This window comes from Lysinibacillus sp. GW821-FHT14F06, from assembly GCF_058803665.1.
In genome coordinates, this window is sequence record NZ_JBXAPF010000001.1 from 1 (window position 1) to 24,131 (window position 24,131).

Annotated in this window: 23 protein-coding genes; 19 read left to right on the forward strand and 4 right to left on the reverse strand. The window is 37.5% G+C overall.

The window, feature by feature from the left end; genetic code table 11:
* Window positions 1-144: 144 nt before the first annotated feature.
* Genes AC1RNS_RS00005 through AC1RNS_RS00020 form a run of 4 tightly spaced genes read right to left on the reverse strand, consistent with a single transcriptional unit; the run spans window position 145 to window position 2,624 of the window.
* Window positions 145-759, reverse strand: a complete 615-nt coding sequence (locus AC1RNS_RS00005; protein ID WP_492989899.1) for an ABC-2 transporter permease — start codon at window positions 757-759, stop codon at window positions 145-147.
* A 12-nt stretch (window positions 760-771) separates the two neighbouring features.
* A complete protein-coding gene (locus tag AC1RNS_RS00010; RefSeq protein WP_492989900.1) occupies window positions 772-1,407 on the reverse strand; it encodes an ABC-2 transporter permease in 636 nt (211 codons plus the stop codon).
* The gene (locus AC1RNS_RS00015; RefSeq protein WP_492989901.1) at window positions 1,404-2,246 is read right to left on the reverse strand and encodes an ABC transporter ATP-binding protein; all 843 of its coding nucleotides are present in this window, start codon (window positions 2,244-2,246) and stop codon (window positions 1,404-1,406) included. Before AC1RNS_RS00015 ends, AC1RNS_RS00010 begins: the two co-directional genes overlap by 4 nt.
* Window positions 2,247-2,624 carry a GntR family transcriptional regulator gene (locus tag AC1RNS_RS00020; protein WP_492989902.1) on the reverse strand — a complete coding sequence of 126 codons (378 nt, stop codon included), beginning with the start codon at window positions 2,622-2,624 and terminating at the stop codon, window positions 2,247-2,249. It abuts the gene before it with no gap.
* Between the two features lie 143 nt (window positions 2,625-2,767).
* On the opposite strand from AC1RNS_RS00020, the gene AC1RNS_RS00025 reads away from it, so the two are divergent.
* From AC1RNS_RS00025 to pgsA, 19 genes are all read left to right on the forward strand, one after another.
* Window positions 2,768-3,031 carry a YlmC/YmxH family sporulation protein gene (locus AC1RNS_RS00025; RefSeq protein WP_053594254.1) on the forward strand — a complete coding sequence of 88 codons (264 nt, stop codon included), beginning with the start codon at window positions 2,768-2,770 and terminating at the stop codon, window positions 3,029-3,031.
* A gap of 9 nt (window positions 3,032-3,040) precedes the next feature.
* Window positions 3,041-3,820: an NAD(P)-dependent oxidoreductase gene (locus AC1RNS_RS00030; protein ID WP_427540332.1), complete on the forward strand. Its 780-nt coding sequence runs from the start codon at window positions 3,041-3,043 to the stop codon at window positions 3,818-3,820.
* Window positions 3,814-4,404 (forward strand): dipicolinate synthase subunit B, encoded by a 591-nt coding sequence (locus AC1RNS_RS00035; RefSeq protein WP_492989903.1) that lies wholly within the window; start codon window positions 3,814-3,816, stop codon window positions 4,402-4,404. The genes AC1RNS_RS00030 and AC1RNS_RS00035 overlap by 7 nt, the downstream gene beginning before the upstream one ends.
* Window positions 4,405-4,486: 82 nt before the next feature.
* Window positions 4,487-5,524 carry an aspartate-semialdehyde dehydrogenase gene (locus AC1RNS_RS00040; protein WP_492989904.1) on the forward strand — a complete coding sequence of 346 codons (1,038 nt, stop codon included), beginning with the start codon at window positions 4,487-4,489 and terminating at the stop codon, window positions 5,522-5,524.
* A gap of 13 nt (window positions 5,525-5,537) precedes the next feature.
* On the forward strand, window positions 5,538-6,455 hold the full coding sequence (gene dapA / locus AC1RNS_RS00045) for a 4-hydroxy-tetrahydrodipicolinate synthase (RefSeq protein ID WP_492989905.1): 918 nt from the start codon (window positions 5,538-5,540) through the stop codon (window positions 6,453-6,455).
* 493 nt (window positions 6,456-6,948) lie between these two features.
* Window positions 6,949-8,616: a ribonuclease J gene (locus AC1RNS_RS00050; protein ID WP_492989906.1), complete on the forward strand. Its 1,668-nt coding sequence runs from the start codon at window positions 6,949-6,951 to the stop codon at window positions 8,614-8,616.
* 155 nt (window positions 8,617-8,771) lie between these two features.
* Window positions 8,772-11,057, forward strand: a complete 2,286-nt coding sequence (locus AC1RNS_RS00055) for an FtsK/SpoIIIE family DNA translocase (RefSeq protein ID WP_492989908.1) — start codon at window positions 8,772-8,774, stop codon at window positions 11,055-11,057.
* Window positions 11,058-11,244: 187 nt separating this feature from the next.
* A complete protein-coding gene (locus tag AC1RNS_RS00060) occupies window positions 11,245-11,973 on the forward strand; it encodes a GntR family transcriptional regulator (protein WP_427540314.1) in 729 nt (242 codons plus the stop codon).
* Window positions 11,974-12,027: 54 nt separating this feature from the next.
* Complete coding sequence (locus AC1RNS_RS00065) at window positions 12,028-13,113, forward strand: BMP family lipoprotein (protein WP_492989909.1); 1,086 nt, start codon at window positions 12,028-12,030, stop codon at window positions 13,111-13,113.
* A gap of 1,048 nt (window positions 13,114-14,161) precedes the next feature.
* Entirely contained in the window at window positions 14,162-15,700 is a 1,539-nt protein-coding gene (locus tag AC1RNS_RS00070; RefSeq protein ID WP_492989910.1) for an ABC transporter ATP-binding protein, read from the forward strand.
* A complete protein-coding gene (locus AC1RNS_RS00075; protein WP_492444505.1) occupies window positions 15,700-16,746 on the forward strand; it encodes an ABC transporter permease in 1,047 nt (348 codons plus the stop codon). The genes AC1RNS_RS00070 and AC1RNS_RS00075 overlap by 1 nt, the downstream gene beginning before the upstream one ends.
* Before the next feature lies 1 nt (window position 16,747).
* Window positions 16,748-17,707, forward strand: coding sequence for an ABC transporter permease (locus AC1RNS_RS00080; RefSeq protein ID WP_492989911.1), 960 nt, complete (start codon window positions 16,748-16,750; stop codon window positions 17,705-17,707).
* 228 nt (window positions 17,708-17,935) lie between these two features.
* Entirely contained in the window at window positions 17,936-19,207 is a 1,272-nt protein-coding gene (yfmF, locus tag AC1RNS_RS00085; protein ID WP_492989912.1) for an EF-P 5-aminopentanol modification-associated protein YfmF, read from the forward strand.
* Complete coding sequence (gene yfmH / locus AC1RNS_RS00090) at window positions 19,204-20,505, forward strand: EF-P 5-aminopentanol modification-associated protein YfmH (RefSeq protein ID WP_492989913.1); 1,302 nt, start codon at window positions 19,204-19,206, stop codon at window positions 20,503-20,505. Before yfmF ends, yfmH begins: the two co-directional genes overlap by 4 nt.
* Entirely contained in the window at window positions 20,502-21,230 is a 729-nt protein-coding gene (ymfI, locus tag AC1RNS_RS00095) for an elongation factor P 5-aminopentanone reductase (protein WP_492989914.1), read from the forward strand. The genes yfmH and ymfI overlap by 4 nt, the downstream gene beginning before the upstream one ends.
* 44 nt (window positions 21,231-21,274) lie before the next feature.
* On the forward strand, window positions 21,275-21,532 hold the full coding sequence (locus tag AC1RNS_RS00100) for a DUF3243 domain-containing protein (protein WP_492989915.1): 258 nt from the start codon (window positions 21,275-21,277) through the stop codon (window positions 21,530-21,532).
* Between the two features lie 225 nt (window positions 21,533-21,757).
* Window positions 21,758-22,546 (forward strand): DUF3388 domain-containing protein, encoded by a 789-nt coding sequence (locus AC1RNS_RS00105; protein WP_492990438.1) that lies wholly within the window; start codon window positions 21,758-21,760, stop codon window positions 22,544-22,546.
* Between the two features lie 25 nt (window positions 22,547-22,571).
* Entirely contained in the window at window positions 22,572-23,489 is a 918-nt protein-coding gene (locus tag AC1RNS_RS00110) for a helix-turn-helix domain-containing protein (RefSeq protein ID WP_492989916.1), read from the forward strand.
* 47 nt (window positions 23,490-23,536) lie between these two features.
* Window positions 23,537-24,115, forward strand: a complete 579-nt coding sequence (pgsA, locus tag AC1RNS_RS00115) for a CDP-diacylglycerol--glycerol-3-phosphate 3-phosphatidyltransferase (protein WP_492989917.1) — start codon at window positions 23,537-23,539, stop codon at window positions 24,113-24,115.
* Window positions 24,116-24,131: the final 16 nt, after the last annotated feature.

Here is a 24,131-nt window from a genome sequence, read left to right on the forward strand (position 1 = left end):
AGCACTCAGTCGGAACGGAAATCAACCTCTCGTTTTGAAAAAGGGCTATACTTTTTAATTTGTCACCTTGATTTCATGGACATAATAGTATTTCAACAACATGAGGCTACCGTTTTTGGTAGCCTGTTTTTTTATAACTTAATTTTAATAAATCTCTCTAGCTAAATACAAGTTCAAGCTTTTATGGAAAATAAAAACACTAATGATAAGGCTGATAATTGTAGGAACTAAAATCACCAATAAATTGGCTGCTACTAGTGATAAATAGTAATGAATCGGAAAATTAATGATAAAAATAAGGAGAATGGCAATGATCATCCTAAAATTACGCATCCCCTTCGTCTCTTCTAGATGATGAATATAAAACTGTATACAGATGAGCAAAGAGGCACTGCTAATATAAGCAAAATACATGGCAAAATGCTCTGAAAAATTTTCGTTTGCAGCGGATTGTGAAAAATAAGCTGGTGCCATTAGAACAAACAACACTATTACGATACCGTAGCAATATAGATAATCAGCCTGAAGCTGTGTTTTTTTAGTTAAAGGGAGACTGTTGACAAACAATTCCCAATTAATTTTATAATCACTCTCATATAGCCCTCCAACAATGGAAGCAGAAAAAACAACTGCAAATATACCCATTGAGGGATCATCTAAATAAGGTATATCCATGTAACTGATAATAGCACATATTATAACTATAAAAAGAATTGACCATTTTTGTACCATTATTCTTTGTAAAAGTAGAGCCTGCATGAACTCCCTCCTCTAAAATTCTTTGTGTTTATAAATGGCTGTTGAAATTAGAGAGGATAGCCAAAGAATTAGAAGGCCAGCAAAAGGTGCTAAAAACATAAACTGCTTTATATTTGTTAAAATAACTAACAAATCTGATAATTGCTTGTTGATTAGGCCGAATAAAAAACCTGGGATGAAGCAAATCGCAATAAGCACCATTCTTCCTTTGATGGAACCAAATTTAATGTAGATGGGTAATAATAGTGCTAGCATACAAAAGGCGAACGTCACAATAAGATTAAATGTTAGAAAAAACTCTGCTGAAGCCCAGTTATTTGGCGTAAAACGATGAATAATCAATACAATCGGCAGTGCAAAGATAAGCCCGACAATCAAAAGAAAGATACTAAGGATATATTTACTAAGTACGATATCCCCTTTTGAGATAGGTAAAGTATTTGCATATTTATCCCAGCTGCTTTGTTCATCATAGGTAAGAGCTGTGATTGCTTGGAAAGTCACAATAAATACAACAATTGTTAAGAGAATTGAACCTTCCTGTATAAAAATTGACATCAGTAGAAAAAAAATCATTACCATGGCCTGTGCCTTCAATTGACGTTGAATTGTCATTAAATCTTTTAATATAAGACCTACCATGTTCATACACTACCTTTCACATAAAATAGCATAATATCTTCTATAGAAGGCTTTTCAAGGGAAAATACTTCGTTTACTTCATTCTTTAACACTAATGCCTCTACACCAAAGGCTCCATTACGTGTTCTTAATATGGCATGCTCTGGTAGTGCACTTACTTCCTCTTTACTGCCTTTAAATATACCGTACTCATAAAGCAGTACATCCTTACCTTCACTAAATAAAATTTCACCATTATGAATAAAGGTAATATAGTCAGCAATCTTTTCTAAATCACTTGTTATATGGGAAGAAAATAAAATGCTGTGTGTTTCATCCTGCATAAATGCTAAAAACAAATCGAGAATTTCATCACGGATAATCGGGTCTAGCCCACTTGTTGGTTCATCTAAAATTAATAGCTTTGGATGATGTGCCAGTGCTAATGCAATAGACAGCTTCATCCTCATCCCTCGCGATAATTCTTTTACCCTCTTCCTCTCAGGAATTTTAAATTGTACCAATCGCTCAAAATAATAACTTGAATCCCACGTTTTAAATACTCTTTTCATAAATTTGTCGAGCTGCGTCGCATTCAGCGTTTCAGGAACGTGTAAATCGTCAAAAACTACACCAATGTCGTTTTTTATCGATAATTCATGTTCGACAATTTCCTTGCCAAATAGCAAAATTTCGCCATATTCCTTTTTTAATAAATTGAGCATGCATTTTATTGTAGTTGACTTGCCAGCACCGTTTTCTCCAACAAAACCCATCACTGTGCCTTGGGGTACGGAAAAGCTTACATCTTTAAGAGAAAATCCTTCAAAGCTTTTATGTAGATCATGAATTTCAATCGCATTCATTTAGTTACCCTCCTCTAAAATCATTATCAGTAATTCCTGCAGTTCCTCTTTAGTTAGTCCAGCCATTTTTGCCGTTTTGACTGCTTTTTGCATATGCTCCTCAACCTGACGTAATAATTCCTCGCGTAGAAAATCTTGATTTCGCTCTGTGACAAAGCTTCCTTTTCCAGCGACGGTTTCGATAAAGCCATCTCGCTCTAAATCAGCATAAGCACGTTTTGTTGTCATCACACTAATTTTTAAATCCTTTGCAAGCGCACGGATAGACGGCAGTGCATCACCAGCCTGTAATTTATTTGCTAATATTGCTTCCTTTAGCTGTATTGTTATTTGCTCATAGATGGGTTTATCACTGGCATTGCTTAAATGGATATGCACAAATTTCTCACCTCGTTCAACTGTATATGTACAGTATATACAGTGTGATGATTAAATGCAACATATTCCTACTTAAGGTAGGGGGCACGAATTGCAAAAACTCGGCATATATTGAGGTAACGGTTCAAGGAGGGAGATGAGGGATGCTACTATCAGAGATGGTGGATAAGGAGTTAATTCAAGTTGAGGGTGGCGTACACTTTGGCATACTGGCACATACGGAATGTCTATTAGATGTGCAAACAGGAAAGATACATGGTTTTGAAATTGTCAAAGATAAATTACCATTCCAAAAAAAGAAAGTGAAAGTTAGTGAAATGATACCTTGGCATGAAATTATATTAATTGGAGAAGATCGCATTTTATTTAACAAAACAACGACGGTACAGTCAGAATTTTTACAGTGAGGTGAGCTTTTGGAAAACGAAAAGTGGCTTGTTATCGGTGAGGATTCACGATTAAAGGAATTAGCGACAATGTTAAGAAGCCCATCAAGAACGGTATTTTATAAAAGAACATCCGTTTGGAATGAAGAATTAAATAAACTAGTATTAGAATTCCAACCAAATAAAATTATTCTTCCTATACTTCCATTAAAGATTGAAGTAGAACAACTATATGGAATATCTCAAGTGAAGTTTTATACAGGGCGTTTAACTATGCATTGGAAGCAATTGCTAGAGAGAAATGAAACAAATTGCTATTTACAGCAGGAGTCTTTTATTTGGCAAAACGCAAGATTAACTGCAGAGGGATTTATCGCCACGTTTTACGGACTCGAGCAGAAATGTATTTACGGACAAAACTTTACTATCGCAGGATTTGGGCGCATCGCCAAAATGCTCGCTTCTTTACTTGTCAAGATGGGCGCTAATGTCCATATTGTAGCGCGTTCGGTTGTACAAGTGAGTGAAGCAAAAGCATATGGTTACAAAGCAACCAATTTAGATGATCGCAAATGGTCTATTAACAATAGTATTTTTATCAACACAATTCCAGCTAAGTGGATTACAGAGTCATTTATAGAGCATGTCCCAGCAGTTTTATATGATTTAGCCTCAGAGCCAGGCTGTTTAGATATAGATGCTGAACAACTGCAAACATATGTACTATTACCATCATTACCTGGGAAATACTTTGCACATGATGCTGCAGAAATATTGTGCAAGGCAATAGAGGAGGAAGAAAATTGCTAACGGGGAAACGAATTGGTTTAGGTATTACTGCCTCACATTGTACGTATGAGGATGTGATACCTAAAATTCAGAATTTCATCGATGTAGGCGCAACTGTTATCCCTATTATTACGCATTCTGTTTTACATGCAGCTACACGTTTTGGTACTGGAGAGGAATGGATTGCAAAAATCGAGGCATTGACTGGCGAAAAAGTTATTACATCTATAAAAGAGGCAGAACCCTTTGGTCCATCCAATCCTTTAGATGCAATGGTCATTGCACCAATGACTGGTAATAGTATTAGTAAATTTGCGAATGCTGCAACAGATAGTCCAGTACTGATGGCTGCGAAGGCAACTTTGCGGAATGGCTCTCCTGTAATTTTGGGCATTTCAACAAATGATGCACTCGGTTTAAATGGTATCAATATTATGAAGCTGCTTAATGCAAAAAATATTTACTTTATTCCATTTGGGCAGGATTCTCCTCATTCAAAACCTAATTCACTTATTGCTGATTTCGATCAAATGGTCCCAACAGTTCATGAAGCAATTACGCAAAAAAAGCAATTACAGCCGCTGTTGATACAATATTTCAAATAAATCACGAATTACACACAATTTTCAGTATTTTTGTGATACAATAGCACACATTATGGAACTTGTATTCAAGGAGAGATGACAGATGACAAAGCAGTTAACAGTTGCGGTTGTTGGGGCAACAGGGGCAGTAGGAACAAAAATGATGGAGCAGCTAATTAAACGAAATTTTCCGATTGGCGCTATAAAGTTCTTAGCTTCTGCACGTTCAGCAGGAAAACCAATTAAATTTAATGGTAAGACATATACAATAGAAGAAGCGACACCTGAAGCTTTTGAGGGCGTCAATGTCGCTTTATTCTCTGCTGGCGGATCGGTATCAGCTGTATTAGCACCTGAAGCTGCAAAACGCGGTGCTGTTGTTATTGATAATACGAGCCATTTCCGCATGGATCCAGAGGTACCATTAGTTGTACCTGAAGTAAATAGAGAAGATCTTGCGAAGCATAAAGGGATTATTGCTAATCCAAACTGCTCTACAATTCAAATGGTTGCTGCACTGGAGCCAATTCGCAATGCATTTGGTCTAACAAAAGTGATTGTTTCGACGTATCAAGCTGTTTCGGGGGCAGGTATTACTGCAATTCAAGAATTAAAGACACAGAGCGCAAATTGGGAAGCAGGTAAGGATGTAGAAGCAAATATTTTACCTTCTGGTAGTGATAAACGTCATTATCCAATCGCACGTAATGTTATTCCACAAATCGATAAATTCACAGATAATGGATTTACATACGAAGAAATGAAAATGATTAATGAAACGAAAAAGATTATGCATGCACCAGAACTAAAAGTAGCTGCAACTTGCGTTCGGGTGCCAGTCGTTTCAGGACACTCTGAATCTGTTTATATTGAAGTAGAAAACGAAGCAACAGTACAAGAAATCTTCGACGTATTACGCAATGCACCAGGCGTTGTTTTACAAGATGATATTACAACACAAACTTACCCAATGCCGATTTATGCCGAAGGGGAGGACGCTACTTTTGTAGGACGTATCCGTCAAGATTTAGATAATAATAAAGGATTCCACCTATGGATTGTTTCCGATAATTTATTAAAAGGCGCTGCATTGAACTCTATCCAAATTGCAGAAGCAATGCTTGAGGATAACTTACTATAAGAGGGGTGTAAGGATGAATTTAGGTCGAATTGGAACGGCTATGATTACGCCGTTTAAAGAGGATGGCACGATAAATTACCCAGAGTTAGAACGAATTATTAATCACTTAATAGACAACGGTACAGATTGTATTGTTGCATGTGGCACAACCTCTGAAAATCCAACGATGTCCACAGAAGAAAAAATTGAAGTTGTACGCTTTACAGTTGAAAAAGCGGCAGGACGTGTACCTGTTATAGCAGGGACAGGAGATAACGAAACAGCTTATTCCATTGCAATGACACATAAGGCTGAAGAAAATGGTGCAGATGGTATTATGCTTGTAGCTCCGTACTATAATAAGCCAAACCAACGTGGTATCTTCGCACACTTTGAAACCATCGCAAAAGAAACTAGTCTGCCTGTTATGCTTTATAATGTACCTGGACGTACTGGGATCAATGTTGCTTACGAAACATCTGTTGCGTTAAGTAAAATTCCAAATATCGCTTGGATAAAAGAAGCGAGTGGCAATTTAGATCAAATGGGCGATATTATTGAGAATGTCGACGCAGATGACAATTTCTTGGTATATAGTGGTGATGATGGTTTAACACTTCCACTACTAGCAATTGGTGGTGCAGGAATTATTTCAGTTGCTGCCCATGTTGTTGGGAATGATATGCAATTGATGATTAAGGCGTTTGAAGAAGGAAATCACAAGCTAGCAGCCAAAATTCATCGAGCATTACTGCCACTAGTACGTGCACTATTTGCTCAACCGAATCCTTCACCTGTCAAATATGCAATGACAAAATTAGGCTTTGATACACTCAATGTCCGTTTACCAATGATGGAGATGACAGATGAGGAAAAAGCTAATTTTGATCGAATTTGGGATACGTATCAAGAAAAAGCGAGAAGCTTTAGAGAAATAAATAGCTATAATTAAGCCTTTAAGACTTTAGACAAACTTGAATTTGTCTAAAGTCTTTTTGCTATGTAAAAGTTGCTCTCTTAATTGTCATCATAGTTGGGAGTGCTCGGGTAAGAGAGAAAAGCGCTCAGGTAAAGGCACGGTCCGCTCAGGTGAGGGAGAAAATTGCTCAGACAACGACAATATCCGCTCAGACACCGGCATTATCCGCTCAGGTAGGAAGAAAAAACCCCCCAGTAGCACTGGAAAAAACGAAAATTAGAAACAAAACTGCTATAGATAGTCCCTCTAACCAACTTGAAATAGTTTTCATTACTATAAGTCCAAACTTTCGACCTTCCTCAATGCTAAGTCTCTACCTTTCTTTCCATCTAATAGCAACAGGGATTCATACTAATTTTTTGTTTCCATCATGAAACATGTATTTTTAATTTGTGCAAAAGCTTTGCAAACCGTATAATGAATGTTAAGTGGTTGCTGTTCGGGATATCTTTTAGGAGGAAATAAATTGACAAAAAAGAAAAATGAATTAATTCGTATCATTCCACTGGGTGGTGTGGGCGAAATTGGTAAAGCAATGTGCGTAGTAGAAATTGATGAGGAACTATTTGTAGTAGATAGTGGACTAATGTTCCCAGAAGACGAGATGCTGGGCATTGATATTGTAATTCCAGATATTACGTATTTAGAAGAAAATAAAGAACGTGTGAAAGGTATTTTCTTAACGCATGGTCATGAAGATGCAATTGGCTCAATTGCCTATGTATTACAAAAAGTAAAAGCTCCAGTGTACGGATCAAAGCTAACAATTGCACTTGCTAAGGAACATTTAAAAGAATTACCTGCACCACATCAGGTGAAATTCTTTGAAGTTACCAATCGCAGTCGAATGAATTTTAACTCAACGTATGTAACATTCTTCCATACAACACATAGTATTCCCGATTCGTTAGGGGTAGTGTTCCATACATCTGAAGGAGCAATTGTTCATACAGGTGAGTTTAAATTTGATCAATCTGCGACAGGTAAATTTAAGCCTGATTTAGCTAAGATGGCACAGTTAGGAGAAGAAGGCGTATTTATTTTGCTATCTGAGTCATGTGAAGCAGAGCGACCAGGTTATACGACATCTGAGATTGTGATTGAGGAGCAATTATCAAAAACATTCCATTCAGCACCAGGTCGTATTTTAGTCGCTGTGTACGCATCGAATTTTATTCGCATTCAGCAAGTATTTACGCAAGCTCAAAAATCATTCCGCAAAGTTGTCATTGTCGGGAAACCATTAGAAAAGGCTGTGGATTTAGGTGTGCAGCTAGGGTATTTAACAGTTGAAGAAGAAACAATTATCCCTATTTCAGAAATGCATAAATATCAAGACGATGAGATTATTATTATTGCCACTGGTAATCGAGGAGAACCACTCGATGCGCTAGAAAAAATCGTTCGTAAGCATCATCGAGACATTAAAATTAAACAGGATGATACAGTCTTAATTACTTTCACACCTTCACCAGGTATGGAAGTACAAATGGCTAATACAATGAACTCTATTTCAAAAGCTGGTGCTGAAATTTTGACATCTAGCAAAAATGTTCATGTATCAGGTCACGGTAGTCAAGAAGATTTAAAGCTAATGCTTAATTTGATGCAACCGAAATACTTTATTCCTGTGCAAGGGGAGTACCGTATGCTAATTGCGCATTCTAAACTCGCTCAACAATTGGGTATGCAAAAATCCCAAATTTTTATCGCTGATAAAGGGGATATTGTAGAGTATAAAAATGGTAAAATGCGTATGAGCGGTCGTGTACAAGCTGGTAATGTATTAATTGACGGTATTGGTGTTGGCGATGTAGGTAATATTGTTCTGCGTGATCGTAAATTATTATCTCAAGATGGTATTTTCATTGTTGTTGTCACATTGAACCGTGCTCAAAAGAAAATTGCATCTGGACCAGAAATTTTATCACGCGGTTTCGTTTACGTTCGAGAATCGGAGGAGCTAATGGTGGAAGCTTCTGATATTGCAAAGAATGTTATTGAAAAATATGTGGGTAAAGATACATTTGAATGGACAAACATTAAGCAAGAAATTCGAGATACACTGAACACATACTTATTCCAAAAAACAAAGCGCCGCCCAATGATTATCCCAATCATTATGGAATATTAAAAAACTCATCGTTCAATCTTTGAGTGAGAAATGAATGAAAAAGGATTTTCTAGCCGAGTGTACACGGTGGAAAATCCTTTTTTTTGAAATAATTAAGTTCTACATGATAGGATTCATTTCATATATAGAATGGATTGTAAAAGAGGGTGAAATAGATGGCGACGAGTAAAAGAAAAAAAGTCACTAAAGGAAAAGGGACAACCGAAAAAAAAGAGATGCATCCGCTAATGTTTGAAATATTAGGACTCATCTTAATTGCAATTGCCGTTATTATAATTTTTGAATATGGCATGATTGGACGTTTTCTAACAACGATAGCAATGTTTCTTTTAGGAAATTTATATTTTGCTGTGCCATTTATGCTTATATTTGTTGCTTTATTGCTGATGATTGGCCGGAAAAAAGTAAGCATGAAGGACCGTCTGATTTTAGGAATGTTCCTAATAGTTATGAGTTTAACAATTTTTAGTCAAGGTATTCTTTTTGAACAGTTAACAAAATCAGGTGGTTTATTATCAGAATCTGTGTTGCGGGAGTCATGGCGTATTTTAATTAATACTGAGGGTGTTGTCCAGCGAAGTAATGCACTTGGCGGGGGAATGATTGGTGCCTTGCTATTTAGTATGCTACATGTTCTATTTGAGGCTTCAGGGGCTAAGGTTGTTGCTTGGGTGATTTTCTTTATTGGGTTAATTTTAGTTACAGGAAAAGCCCTTGTGCCATATTTAGCAGAAATAATGCCAGCTCTTTTTGGTAAATGGCAAAAAAAACAAAAAGAGAAGAAAAAGAATGAACCAAAGAAACCTAAAAATCGCCGATCAACAAGTGACACGACGGATGAGATTACCGCTGTTGATCATACTTATGAAATACAAGAAGAAGAGGAAATTACCCATGAACCAATTATCTCAGCCTTTACTCAAAATGTTTCTCAAGAACGAGAAGTGTTTGAGAGTAATGACATTGAGGGTATTGAATATGGAGAGATCGTGGATGATGTCCAAATCCAAGGCGCTGATACAGTGGAAAATGCAGATTATCAACTTCCCTCTTATAATTTATTACAATTGCCACCGCAACATGACCAAAGTGGTGAATATTCAGTGATTCAGGCAAATGCAAAAAAATTAGAGCAAACGCTACAAAGCTTTGGGGTAAGGGCAAAAGTTACCCAAGTTCATTTAGGACCAGCCGTAACTAAATACGAGATATTGCCAGACATTGGTGTAAAAGTAAGTAAAATTGTAAATCTTCAAGATGATCTTGCCTTAGCACTTGCTGCAAAGGACATACGTATGGAAGCACCTATCCCTGGAAAATCCGCAATTGGTATTGAAGTACCGAACAGTGAGGTAGCCATTGTCACACTACGGGAAGTGTTAGAGTCAAAAGACGGAGCGAAGCCAGAAGCTTTATTGCAAGTCGCATTTGGCCGTGATATTACAGGACAAGCTGTACTTGCCGAACTTAATAAAATGCCACATTTACTTGTAGCTGGCTCAACTGGAAGTGGTAAAAGTGTGTGTATAAATGGCATAGTTGTATCCATACTAATGCGTACAAAACCACATGAGGTCAAATTGATGATGATTGATCCAAAGATGGTGGAATTGAATGTTTATAATGGGATTCCCCACCTTTTAGCGCCAGTTGTTACCGATGCACGAAAGGCTTCACAAGCATTAAAAAAAGTCGTTGCAGAAATGGAACGTCGCTATGATCTGTTTTCACATACAGGTACACGTAATATTGAGGGCTATAATAATCACGTACAAAAGGTAAATGAACAAACTGATGAAAAACATCCAAAATTACCTTATATTGTTGTGATTGTAGATGAGTTAGCGGATCTAATGATGGTTGCCTCAAGTGATGTCGAGGATTCGATTACTCGACTAGCGCAAATGGCACGTGCTGCAGGCATTCATTTAATTATTGCCACTCAACGTCCAAGTGTAGATGTACTGACAGGTGTAATTAAAGCGAATATTCCTTCACGTATTGCTTTTGCGGTATCTTCCGCAATTGATTCCAGAACGATATTAGATATGGGCGGCGCAGAACGGTTATTAGGCCGGGGTGATATGCTATTTTTACCTGCTGGTGCATCAAAGCCGAAACGTGTACAAGGTGCCTTTTTATCAGATCAGGAAGTAGAGTCTGTTGTTAACTTTGTTATAGAACAGCAAAAAGCGCAGTACCAGGAAGAGATGATTCCGACAGAAGAAGATACCATTCTTGAGGAAACAGATGAATTATTTGATGAGGCTGTGCAATTGGTTGTAAGTATGCAGACCGCTTCTGTTTCAATGTTGCAGCGCCGCTTCCGTATCGGCTATTCAAGAGCTGCCCGCATTGTCGATCAGATGGAACAACGAGGAATCGTCGGTCCTTCAGAGGGAAGTAAACCCCGACAAGTACTTATTCATCAATACGATTAATCAACATAATTTCGGATATTGTTGTATATTTGGCGAGTTGTATAGATTGTACAATTACAATTCAAAATTCGGATAGTAATTACGCTAAGGTGTAATTGATTTCATTCTACAAAAATGTTATATTTATGAACGATTAGTAGGAATGTTGTACATCAGATGTCTGATCTCTGATTTGGTGGTGATATATGTGACTATTAAAGCAGATCATCGTCATCTCTATCTTCAAGTAATTGATCGTTTAAAGTCTGACATTGAAACAGGCGTTTTCAAAGAAAATGAAAAACTACCGTCAGAATTTGAATTATCCAAATCACTAGGAGTCAGTCGAGCAACACTTCGTGAAGCGCTTCGACTGTTGGAAGAGGAAAATGTGATTGTGCGTCGACATGGGGTAGGTACGTTTGTCAACCCTAAGCCGTTGTTTACATCAGGCATCGAGCATTTATCGAGCATTTCTTCAATGATTGAGACAGCTGGTATGGAGCCCGGTTCCCTCTTTTTAAAGGCGACCGAAAACATACCTTCTGAGGAAGATTTAAAACGCTTCCAATGTGATGACGAAGATAAAATACTCACGATTGAACGTGTCAGAACAGCGGATGGCGAGCCAGTCGTCTATTGTATAGACCGATTACCGGCTAGCTTTCTGCCAACTGACTTTGTAGAAAATAAAGAGGTTTCACTCTTCTCTGCACTTGAACAATCCGGGAAAATTCATGTGGCCTATGCTGTAACATATATAGATCCAGTAGGGTATCATGAGCAAGCGTCACCGATTTTAAATTGTGGTCGTGAAACAGCTCTTTTAGTATTAAAGCAGTTACACTACGATGATCATGATCAAGTAGTGCTATATTCAAAAAATTATTTCCGAGCTGATAAATTCAGCTTCCATGTAGTTCGTAAACGGGTGTAGAACATTTCTAAATATTTTTCCTGCTAATTACATTACCTTTGGGGGGTTAACACAATGAAAAAACGTAAATTTGGCTTAGTATTATCATCAGTTTTAGCTGCGAGTGCTATTCTTGGTGCATGTGGTGCGAAGGAAGAAAAACCAGCTAAAGAAAATGAAAATGCATCATCAGGTGAAAATAACAGCGAGGAAGCATTCTCAATAGCAATGGTTACGGATGTAGGTGGCGTGGATGATAAATCATTCAACCAATCTGCATGGGAAGGTGTTAAAGCCTACGGTAAAGAACATGACCTTTCAAGAGGTGAAGGTGGTTTTGATTACCTACAATCAAAAACAGATGCTGACTATGAAACAAACTTAAACAACTTAATTCGCCGTAATTTTGACTTAGTTTTCGGTATTGGCTTCATGATGGCTGACGCTGTGGAAGCAGTTGCTGCAGATAACCCAGATAATCATTTCGCATTAATTGATGCAGAAGTAGAAGCTGACAATGTAGTAAATGTTATGTTCAAAGAGCAAGAAGGTGCTTTCCTAGCAGGAGTTGCTGCTGCGAAAATGACTAAAACAGGTAAAATCGGCTTTGTAGGCGGTGTAGATATCCCAGTTATTAACCGTTTCGAAGCTGGTTTCCTAGCAGGAGCAAAGGCTGTAAATCCTGATATTGAAATCCAAGATAAATATACTGGTGCATTTGATAAAGCAGATTTAGGAAAAATCACTGCGAACAGCATGTACTCTTCAGGTGTAGATATTATTTTCCATGCTGCAGGCGCAACTGGTAACGGTGTTTTCTCTGAGGCAAAAGAGCGCAAAGCGAAAGATCCTAATGCAAATGTATGGGTAATCGGTGTAGATGCTGACCAATATGAAGAAGGTAAAGTAGACGATAAAACAAATATAACGTTAACTTCTATGTTAAAAGGTGTTAATACAGCAGTAGTAGATATTTCTAATAAAGCGAAAAACGGTAAATTCCCAGGTGGTGAAACACTTACTTACGGTTTAGCTGAAGATGGTGTAAAACTTGCTGATTCTCGTGGTGCAATCCCAGCGGATGTACAGGCAGTAATTGACGAATATAAAGAAAAAATTGCTAGCGGTGAAATCGTCGTTCCAGAAAAAGTGGAAAAATAATTCATCTCTTGATCATCATAAGGGACTTTTAGCAGACCCTTATGATGATTTTTCAATCTATCGTTATATTTCGATTATTTATACTATTTGATTATTTTTAAATAGAGCTAGGAATTTCATATAATTTAATTGCGAGTTTATGAGTATTGATGGAAACAAGTTAATAGAAGAAAGGTTTCTAACGATGACCTTTCCTGTATTAATTTATCTTCATTCAGCAAATGTTTTTTGTATCGAAAGCATAGCGGCATGTTTTATGCGCGTAAGTGTAGCGGCAGCAGCAGATACAGAAGACTTTCACCTCTACAGGTGGTGAGATGAAGGAGGTTTTGGTTCCTTTTCAGTGGGTGTCCAAACACCTACTGAAATAGAGGAACTCAGGCTAAGATCTTCACATCCTGTGAAAATGCCTGAGTGACCAACATCATGTTGCTGCCGCTGCGTTAGCACTACGCTTTCGCACAAAAAACATCTGTTGGCCCAAAGCCTCTGGCGGATGTCGCGGATTTTCAAAGGAATGAATAAAGGATGTTAGCCTAAAACCTTCGCATCCTGCGAAAACGGCTAACTGACCTGCATCGGTAAAAACGCCACGTCCTGTGGCATTACCGAAATGATCGACATCGTGTCGACCCTCGTGCAGGCCTGGGTACAATTCAAAATCCGGACGCATTGTTTATCTGTGCGAAAGTGAAGCGACAGCAACAAATGTTTTCTGTAGCGAAAGCAAAGCGGCAGCTACAATTACGCCAAGGCGAAATTGATCTTCATTCAGAAAAATACCAACCTCTATTGGTAGGACAAAATATGAGTGAATTTTTTGTTAATTGGGAAAACCAATTGCCCACTGAGCGAAGATAGAAATATTGGCTTACATCACTGCTTTAATGACAGTAACAAATAGCTAGTATTAGATTTATTACAATTCTTCATATTATTTCAAAAACTAGACGTATTATTTATCTGTATCAAAAGTCTAAGCAGCAGATACGAATACGGCCATAGCGAAATTTTTTTTACAAAAGTGCCTATTAAGGGAGTGACTAATTTGGAACATGTGATTGAGATGCTAGGAATCCGTAAAGAGTTCGGCGATTTCGTGGCGAATAATAATATCACCCTCCAACTAAAAAAAGGCGAAATCCATGCATTGCTAGGCGAAAACGGTGCAGGTAAGTCGACTTTAATGAACGTCCTTTTTGGTTTATATCAACCAGAGGGAGGCGAAATTCGAGTTCGTGGGAAGGCTGTTAATATTACAAACCCGAATGTTGCTAATGATTTAGGAATTGGTATGGTCCATCAACACTTTATGTTAGTGGAAAATTTTACAGTAACAGAGAACATTATTTTAGGCTCTGAGCCGACGAAAATGGGGATCGTTAACATTAAGGATGCAGCTAAAAATGTACAAGCTCTTTCTGAAAAATATGGCCTTGATGTTGATCCGTATGCGAAAATTGAGGATATAACGGTTGGGATGCAACAGCGTGTTGAGATCTTAAAAACTTTATATCGAGGAGCAGAGATTTTAATCTTTGATGAACCTACTGCATCTCTAACACCACAGGAGATTACTGAATTAATACAAATTATGCGTCGTTTAATTGCAGAAGGAAAGTCAATTATTTTAATTACTCATAAGCTAAAAGAGATTATGGAAGTTTCAGACCGCGTAACTATTATCCGCAAAGGTGAAGGGATTGGAACTGTTGTCACAGCAGAAACAAACCCAGAACAACTAGCTGAGATGATGGTAGGTCGTCAGGTTGAATTCAAAACAGAGAAAACAGAGGCTACGCCTACTGAAGAAGTGCTATCTATTGAAAATGTGTTTGTTACAGACTACCGTAATATCGATAAAGTAAAAGGACTTAACTTAAATGTTCGTAAGGGTGAAATTGTTGGTATTGCAGGTATCGATGGCAATGGTCAATCTGAATTAATCGAAGCCATTACAGGTCTGCGTAAAATCAAAAGTGGTTCTGTGAAATTAAATGGTAAAGATATAACGAATATGAAGCCCCGAAAAATTACTGAGGCAGGTGTTGGGCATATTCCTCAAGACCGTCATAAGCATGGTTTAGTGTTAGATTTCCCAATTGGGCATAATATTGCATTACAAACCTACTACCAGCCTCCCATTGCAAAGGGCTTTGTAATGGATTACAAAAAGGTATCTGAAAAAGCACGACAGGTTATTAAAGAGTACGATGTGCGTACAGGTAATGGTGAAATGACGCCAGCACGTGCACTTTCTGGTGGTAATCAGCAAAAAGCAATCATTGGTCGTGAAATTGATCGTAATCCAGATTTATTAATTGCCGCTTTACCAACGCGTGGACTTGATGTAGGGGCCATCGAATTTATTCACTCTCGTTTGATCGAACAACGTGATAATGGAAAAGCCGTTCTGTTAATTTCATTTGAATTAGATGAAGTTATGAATGTTTCAGACCGTATTGCTGTTATATATGATGGACAAATTGTAGATGAATTAAATCCAAAAGAAACTTCAGAACAAGAGCTTGGCTTATTAATGGCAGGTCAAAATAAAAAGAATAATACGAAGGAGGGGAACGACTAATGTCAAATCGTGTCATTAATATACTCGTTCCTATCATCTCTATTATTATCGGTTTAATTGTTGGTGCTATCGTAATGGTAGTCAGCGGCTATGACCCAATACAAGGTTATATCGCTCTTTGGACAGGTATTTTTGGAGATTCATATTCAATCGGGAACACAATCCGTCAAATAACACCGTATCTATTGGCAGGTCTTGCTGTAGCGTTTGCCTTCCGTACAGGCTTATTTAATATTGGTGTTGAAGGTCAGTTAATTTTAGGTTGGCTTGCTGCCGCATGGGTAGGATATGCCTTTGAATTACCAAAAATAATTCATTTACCATTGGCATTGCTTGCTGCGGCAGTAGCAGGTGCATTTTGGGCCTTTATTGCAGGTTTCTTAAAAGCGAAATTTAAAGTTCACGAAGTAATTGCGACAATTATGTTAAACTACACTGCACTTTATATTGCGAACGCAGTGATTAAAAGATTGTCAGACGGTAGCTTTAAAACAGAACGTATTCATGAATCAGCCTCTTTACGTTCTCCGTTTTTAAGAGAGCTTACAGACAATTCAAGTCTTCACTATGGGATCATTGTTGCACTTTTAATGGTAGTTGTGATGTGGTTTATTTTAGAAAAAACAACACGTGGGTACGAGCTTAAAGCAGTAGGATTTAACAAAAATGCTGCAGAATATGCAGGTATGAGTGTCAATAAAAATATTATTTTAGCCATGACGATATCAGGTATGTTTGCAGGTCTAGGTGGAGCGATGGAGGCACTAGGTACTTTCCAAAATGCTTCGATTAAACCAGGTTTTACAGGGATAGGTTTCGATGGTATCGCTGTTGCCTTACTAGGTGCGAACACACCACTAGGGGTTGTATTTGGTGCCTCATTATTCGGCTCCCTTAAATACGGTGCACTAAATATGCCGAACGCTGCAGGTATTCCAGAAGAAATCGTATCCATTATTATTGCATTGATTATCTTCTTCGTAGCATCAGGCTACATTATTCGAGTTGGTTTACAAAAGTTAAGCAAGAAAAAGGAGGGACAATAACATGAGCTTTTTAGAAATGTTATATTTCATCATCCCTTCTGCGATTCTTTATGCAACACCATTAATCTTTACGGCTATCGGTGGTGTTTTCTCTGAACGCTCTGGTGTTGTTAACATCGGGCTAGAGGGTTTAATGATAGTTGGAGCCTTTGTCGGTATTTTTGTCAATTTAGAATTTGCTTCAGTGCTCGGTTCAGCGACCATTTGGGTAGCAATGCTTGCAGCTGTTATTGTAGGAGGTATCTTCTCACTTTTCCATGCTGTAGCCTCAATCTCCTTCCGTGCCGATCAAACGGTATCAGGGGTAGCTATCAACTTATTAGGTTTGGCTGTAACAGTCTTTTTAGTAAAAATGATTTATGATAAAGGTCAAACGGATATGATTGATCAACCTATTCGTCGTTTTGGAATCCCTTATTTAGAGGATATTCCATTTTTGGGTCCATTGTTATTCAAAGAGGTTTATAGTACTTCCATATTAGCTTTAGTCGTAGCAATTGGCGCATGGTTTATCATCTATAAAACTCCATTTGGTTTACGCCTTCGTGCAGTTGGTGAGCACCCGATGGCAGCAGATACAATGGGTATAAATGTGAATAAAATGCGTTATATTGCAGTTGTAATCTCTGGAGCACTTGGTGGTTTGGGCGGTGCTGTCTATGCGCAAACAATTACACATGACTTCTCACACGCAACAATTGCTGGGCAAGGTTTCATGGCGATTGCAGCAATGATTTTCGGGAAATGGCATCCAATTGGAGCACTTGGCGCTGCGTTATTCTTCGGTTTAGCGCAAACATTGAGTATCGCAGGAAATCAAATTACATTGATCGAAAATGTACCAGCTGTATATTTGCAAATATTACCTTATGTCCTAACGATTTTTGCATTAGCTGGCTTTATCGGTAAAGCAAGTGCACCAAAGGCTAGTGGACAACCTTATATTAAAGGTAAGCGTTAAAACGAAGATAAAATGGATCTAAAAAGTTAAAGGCTGAGCGAAAATGCTCAGTCTTTTTCCTTGTACATATCTTCTATATTTAAGAAAATAGAGATGTTGCTTCATCATGCTGATGTAATTTTACACTTTTTATATACATACTTTGGATTCTTTTTGCAATTATAGACAATAGCCATGTATAGTATGTGTAGTACATTGTTATATTAAGAAGGATAGGAGGGTTTCCATATGTTTAAAACAATACCTTTTGCAAAAGGTGTCAACTTGCATATCCGACAAACAACCCAATTTAAAACCGTAAATTTTTCAATTAAATGGAGAAGAGCATTAACAGCTCAAAATGCATCTGAACGTACTGTGTTAACAAATGTTTTGCAACATAGTAACGCCAAATATACAACGACTGCTGCATTCCGAAGCTTTTTGGATGATTTATATGGCACAGTTTTGTATTTTGACACTTCTAAACGTGGTAACGAACATACAGTACTAATGAATATAGAGACTGTTAATGATCACTATTTAGCCAATACAAGTGTTTTAAATGAAGTGCTTGGTATTATACACACTGCAATATTTGAACCTAATTTAGAAAACGGCTTCTTTAAAGAATCCATTGTAGAACGTGAGAAGAAAATGGTCATCCAACGTATTGAATCCATCTTCGACGATAAATCTCGTTTTGCTCAGGTTCGCCTTCAACAAATTTTACGTCCAAATGAACCAGCCTCTATTTCTGCTAACGGCACTGTTGAGGACATTCAAAAAATTACTCCTACTTCATTACTTGAAGCATATCAATCCATGCTTGCGAATGATAAAATAGACATTTATGTCGCAGGGGATATCAATGAAAACGAGATTGTAGAGAAGCTGAAAAAAGCGCTACCATTTAACGATCGTACGCCAGAAGAAATTCCTGTGGTGCTACCACAGCAACATCCACAAAATGATTATGTTCGCGAACAACAAGAAATGAAGCAAGGAAAAATGCATATTGGCTTTAGTACACCTGTAAGATTTGGTGATGCAGATTTCGCAAAAATGCAAATCTTTAACGGTGTCTTTGGCGGTTATCCACATGCTAAATTATTCATGAATGTCCGTGAAAAGGAAAGTCTCGCTTATTACGCATCTAGTTCATATGCATCACATTATGGCTTAGTGTTTGTTGTGTCTGGTATTGAACCAAAGAATGAAGAAAAAGCGCTATCACTCATTAAAGAACAGCTTACTGTGATGCAAGCTGGCGAAATTACAGATTTAGAATTAGAGCAAACAAAAGCTATGCTAACTAACCAATTAAAAGAATCATTGGATTCTGCCCGAGGACAAATAGAAATTTTTGACCAATATAAAGATTTACCCGAGGAGTTCTCTGTTGAAACCTGGGCAAATAAGTGGAAAGCTGTGACGAAAGAAGATGTTGTTAATATGGCAAAGCAAGTGCAGCTAGAAGCGGTCTATTTCTTATGTGGGAAGGAGCAAGCCGCACAATGAAAACAATTGAATTCAAGCAATTAGATGAAACTCTTTACTATGAAAAACTTGAAAACGGCTTAGATGTTTATATTTTACCAAAAAAAGGATTTTCTAAAACCTTTGCCACATTCACAACTAAGTATGGCTCTGTTGATCGTACATTTGTGCCAATCGGGGAAACAGAAAGCATTACAGTACCTGATGGCATTGCCCACTTTTTAGAGCATAAAATGTTTGAAAAGGAAGATGGAGATGTCTTCCAAAAATTTAGTGAATTTGGTGCTTCTGCCAATGCTTTTACGTCATTTACACGTACTGCTTATTTATTTTCATCTACAGACAATATTTATAAAAGTACCGAAACGTTACTAAATTTTGTGCAAGAGCCTTATTTTACTGAAGCAACGGTCAATAAAGAAAAGGGTATTATTGGACAGGAGATTACCATGTATGATGATCAACCAGATTGGCGTCTGTACTTTGGTACGATTGAAAATATGTATCATACACACCCAGTAAAAATTGATATTGCTGGTACAATCGCGTCAATTGACGGTATTACGGCTGATCATTTATATACGTGCTACAATACTTTCTATCATCCAGCTAATATGCTTTTATTCGTTATTGGAGCTGTAGATCCGAATGAAATGATGGCATTTATTCGGGAAAATCAAAATAACAAAGAATTTCCTGAGCCAGCACCTATTCAACGCTTCTTTGATCAAGAGCCAGTTGAAGTGGCAATAAAAGAGCGTACATTGAATATGGATGTACAAAAGCCGAAAATGTATATTGGTTTAAAAGCAAAAGATACAAATCTTTCTGGGCGTGACATGTTAAAGCATGAGCTATCTGTTCAAATTGCGCTAGAGCTTATTTTTGGCCGTACCTCAAGCTTTTATGAACGTGTTTATGATGAAGGTTTGATTGATGAAACCTATGCCTTTGATTTTACGTTAGAAAAAGGCTTTGGCTTTGCTATGATCGGCTCTGATTCAACTGAACCAATTGCATTAGAGAAAGCTATTAAAGAAGAACTAGCAAAGTATGATGAAGAAGTACAATTTGAGTCAACGGATTTAGAACGAGTAAAACGTAAGAAAATTGGATTCTTCTTACGCGCATTGAATTCCATTGAATTTATCGCTAACCAATTTACTCGCTATTCGTTTAATGAGATGAATTTATTCGATGTTGTACCTGTATTAGAGGAATTGACGATTGAGGATTTGAAAAAAGCATTTACTTCGGTTCAAGGTGAATCTCAACAAACTGTTTTTAAAATTTTACCGACAGAGAAGGGCACACAGTGAAAAAATATGCCCTTGTGTTAGGGGCATCAGGGGAGATTGGTCGTGCTATTTGCCAAAGTCTAGCCGCAGACGGTTGGTCTATCTATGTCCATTATTCAAATAACGAGAAGGCTGCCCGGGATTTATTTGCTTCCCTTTCAGAAAATTTTCCTGCACAGGAATTTATGCTTGTGCAAGGAGACTTTTCCAAAGAAACAGGTGCTGAGGCAGTTGCTTCACAAGTTTTTAATGTGCAGGCAATTGTTTTTTCAAGCGGTCAGGCGCATTATTCTCTCCTTGAAGATACAACAGTTGATGATATGGATGCTTTATGGCGTGTCCATGTGCAAAATCCTATGCGTTTGACAGCATTACTTTCATCCAAGCTCCGAGCTCATGATGTTAGCTATGTGCTTTTTATCGGCTCAATTTGGGGTGAAGCAGGCTCAGCTGGTGAAGCACTATATGCTACGGTAAAGGGTGCTCAGCACGCTTTTGTGAAGTCCTATGCCAAGGAAGCCGCATTGTCACGAATTCGTGTGAATGCAATTGCACCTGGATTTATTAATACTTCGATGAATAGTCATTTAAGTAAAGAGGAGCTTAATTACATTTTAGAAGACATTCCGTTAGGTATTATTGGAGAAACAACAGATGTGGCTGAGATGGTACGTTTCTATCTTTCAGGAAAAGCAGATTATGTAACAGGACAAATAATTCGTTTAAATGGTGGTTGGTACATATAATATTCTTTTTTGCACATACTACATGTGTAAAGGAGGAGGAACATATGACCATTTTAGAAAACTGGCAAAAATGGACATCGTTTTTAGGTCAAAATGTAATGCAGGCAGAATCAAATGGGATGCCAAAGAAAATGATTCAGCAAGCTGCTGTTCAAATTGGTGAATATTTAGCGGCAAATGTCGACCCTAAAAACGAACAAGAGCGAGTGCTGTCGGATTTATGGGGCGTTGCCTCTGAAGATGAAAAAGAAGCACTGGCGAATTGTGTCATTAAGCTTGTTCAAAATAAGCATGTGCAGTAAAAAAAGAGGAGAGCTTTCTCCTCTTTTTTCTATATCAAAAACATTCTTTCTATCGAAAAGGGAACGTATGTAAGCCTATTTAATGGGCTGATAAAAAAAATAGTAAGTTTTTAAAAATAACGAGGTATTTCCATGTATTCTAACTTTCCATTACATAAAAAATCAGCTATGATGGAACTTATAAAGGATTTTTTACGTTAACTAATAGGAAGGGAACGAATGTGTTTGAGCGATTGGTACTTTGAATATGAAATTCAGGTGAATCGCCCTGGATTATTAGGAGATATTGCTTCACTTTTAGGGATGCTTCGTGTCAATATTATTTCAATTAATGGTGTCGATGAGGATCGACGGGGAATGTTAGTGCATACAGACAATGATGAGGCAATTGAGCGTTTTCGTACAATTGTTTCGACAATGGAACATATTAACGTAACCAAATTTCGACAACCTAAACTCCGTGATCGTTTAGCCATTAGGCATGGTCATTATATTCCTCGAGATGCAGATGAAAAAAATACTTTCCGTTTTGTACGAGATGAACTTGGTATTTTAGTTGACTTTATGGCTGAACTTTTTAAAAAAGAGGGGCATAAGCTCATTGGAATACGCGGTATGCCTCGTGTTGGAAAAACTGAATCGATTGTTGCGGCAAGTGTATGTGCTAATAAAAAGTGGATTTTTTTGTCGTCTACAATGATAAAGCAAACTGTCCGAAATAAACTCGCTGGTGATGAATTCAGTGACAATAATATTTTCATATTAGATGGCATTGTGACACGTCGCTCTTCTGATGAACGACATTTACAACTAGTGCGTGAAATGATAAATATGCCTTCCATCAAGGTGGTAGAGCATCCAGATATGTTTGTACAGCACTCAGAATATAGGATAGAGGATTTTGATTATATCATTGAACTACGTCATCACCCAGATGAAGAAATCACTTATGAAATAATGGAAAAAAATCATATGATGTCCGAATCCGATTCATTCGGAGGATTTAATTTTTAATTTGATATTAAAGTAGGTGTTATGAGTGGCAGAATTAGGGACTCGACTGAAAGAGGCGAGACTGTCTAAAGGCTACAGTTTAGACGATTTACAAGAAATAACGAAAATTCAAAAGCGTTATTTAGTAGGAATTGAAGAGGGCAATTATTCGATTATGCCTGGTTCGTTTTATGTACGAGCCTTTATTAAACAATATGCAGATGCTGTTGGGTTAAACGCAGAAGAACTTTTAGAAACCTATAAAAGTGAGCTACCAAGTACACCGAACGATCAGGTCAGCCAGTCCATAACGAATAGCCCAAGTAGAAGAAAAGTTTCAAAGGGCCCTTCCAATAAAATGATGGAGGCAATGCCGAAAATAATTGTTGGTCTATTTATCATTGTCATCATCGTTGTAATCTGGGTTTTAGTGCAATCTAAAAATAGTGCAGGAACAAATGATCAGAACGAAACCCCTTCAGAAATAGAATATGATTCAAAAGTAAAACCAATCGATAGTGAAAAAGAAAAAGCAGATGCTGAGAAAAAGGCTGAAAATGACAAGAAAGATTCAGCAGATTCTACGGATTCAACAAAAGAAGAAACATCTGATGAAAATCAAGCTGAAGATGTTAAACAATCGATTTCAGCGGGTACTATAGAAGCAGATGGAGCTACAACTTCTTATACGTTAACAGGTACAGACACACTTAAAATACGTATTGAAGTTTCAGGTCCTACATTCGTCGGTATTCGTAACCAACAGCAGCAAGAATTATTAGCAGATACACGCGTCTATAATGCAGGAGAAGTTGTGGAATTTGATGCAGCATCTGAAAACTATGTTCGTATTCGCTTAGGTAATTCACAACAAGCTAAGATATATATTAATGACGAGCTTTTAACGTATGCACAGCAAATTGTAACGCAAAACATCGTCATCAATTTCAATAAAGAACAGTAGTCATCTAATGATGACTACTTTCTTTCATCATGAAAGGTGTTAGAAAAATGAACATTCCAAATAAAATTACCATCTCTAGAATCTTACTTATTCCGTTTTTTGTTATTGTAATGATGTTTGATTTTGGCTGGGGAACAATGTCACTATTCGGTGCAAAGATGCCTGTTCATCACTTTATAGGTGCCCTTATCTTTATCTTTGCTTCAACAACTGATTGGGTGGATGGTTATTATGCACGTAAGTATAATCTTGTGACGACATTTGGGAAATTTTTAGACCCGCTGGCTGATAAACTGCTTGTTTCAGCGGCTTTTATTTTAATGGTAGAGCTTGATATGGCACCTGCTTGGATCATTATTGTCATCATCAGCCGTGAATTTGCTGTTACAGGTTTACGTTTAATATTGGCAGGTGGAGGAGAAGTCGTAGCGGCAAATCAGCTTGGCAAGATTAAAACGTGGGCACAAATTGTTGCCATCGCGGCAGCACTTTTACACAACACAATTTTTACGCTTATTGGTATTCCATTCGATATAATAATGTTATATATTGCATTGTTCTTCACATTATGGTCTGGATGGGATTATTTCTATCTAAATCGACGTGTTTTACTTGAGTCTAAATAAGAAAGGTCTTGTGGAT

Bases quoted from the DNA above. Each gene is read 5' to 3' on its own strand.
- AC1RNS_RS00005 (WP_492989899.1), bottom strand. From the start codon at position 759: ATGCAGGCTCTACTTTTACAAAGAATAATGGTACAAAAATGGTCAATT.
- AC1RNS_RS00010 (WP_492989900.1), bottom strand. From the start codon at position 1,407: ATGAACATGGTAGGTCTTATATTAAAAGATTTAATGACAATTCAACGT.
- AC1RNS_RS00015 (WP_492989901.1), bottom strand. From the start codon at position 2,246: ATGAATGCGATTGAAATTCATGATCTACATAAAAGCTTTGAAGGATTT.
- AC1RNS_RS00025 (WP_053594254.1), top strand. From the start codon at position 2,768: ATGCTACTATCAGAGATGGTGGATAAGGAGTTAATTCAAGTTGAGGGT.
- AC1RNS_RS00040 (WP_492989904.1), top strand. From the start codon at position 4,487: ATGACAAAGCAGTTAACAGTTGCGGTTGTTGGGGCAACAGGGGCAGTA.
- dapA (WP_492989905.1), top strand. From the start codon at position 5,538: ATGAATTTAGGTCGAATTGGAACGGCTATGATTACGCCGTTTAAAGAG.
- AC1RNS_RS00055 (WP_492989908.1), top strand. From the start codon at position 8,772: ATGGCGACGAGTAAAAGAAAAAAAGTCACTAAAGGAAAAGGGACAACC.
- AC1RNS_RS00065 (WP_492989909.1), top strand. From the start codon at position 12,028: ATGAAAAAACGTAAATTTGGCTTAGTATTATCATCAGTTTTAGCTGCG.
- AC1RNS_RS00075 (WP_492444505.1), top strand. From the start codon at position 15,700: ATGTCAAATCGTGTCATTAATATACTCGTTCCTATCATCTCTATTATT.
- AC1RNS_RS00080 (WP_492989911.1), top strand. From the start codon at position 16,748: ATGAGCTTTTTAGAAATGTTATATTTCATCATCCCTTCTGCGATTCTT.
- yfmF (WP_492989912.1), top strand. From the start codon at position 17,936: ATGTTTAAAACAATACCTTTTGCAAAAGGTGTCAACTTGCATATCCGA.
- yfmH (WP_492989913.1), top strand. From the start codon at position 19,204: ATGAAAACAATTGAATTCAAGCAATTAGATGAAACTCTTTACTATGAA.
- AC1RNS_RS00100 (WP_492989915.1), top strand. From the start codon at position 21,275: ATGACCATTTTAGAAAACTGGCAAAAATGGACATCGTTTTTAGGTCAA.
- pgsA (WP_492989917.1), top strand. From the start codon at position 23,537: ATGAACATTCCAAATAAAATTACCATCTCTAGAATCTTACTTATTCCG.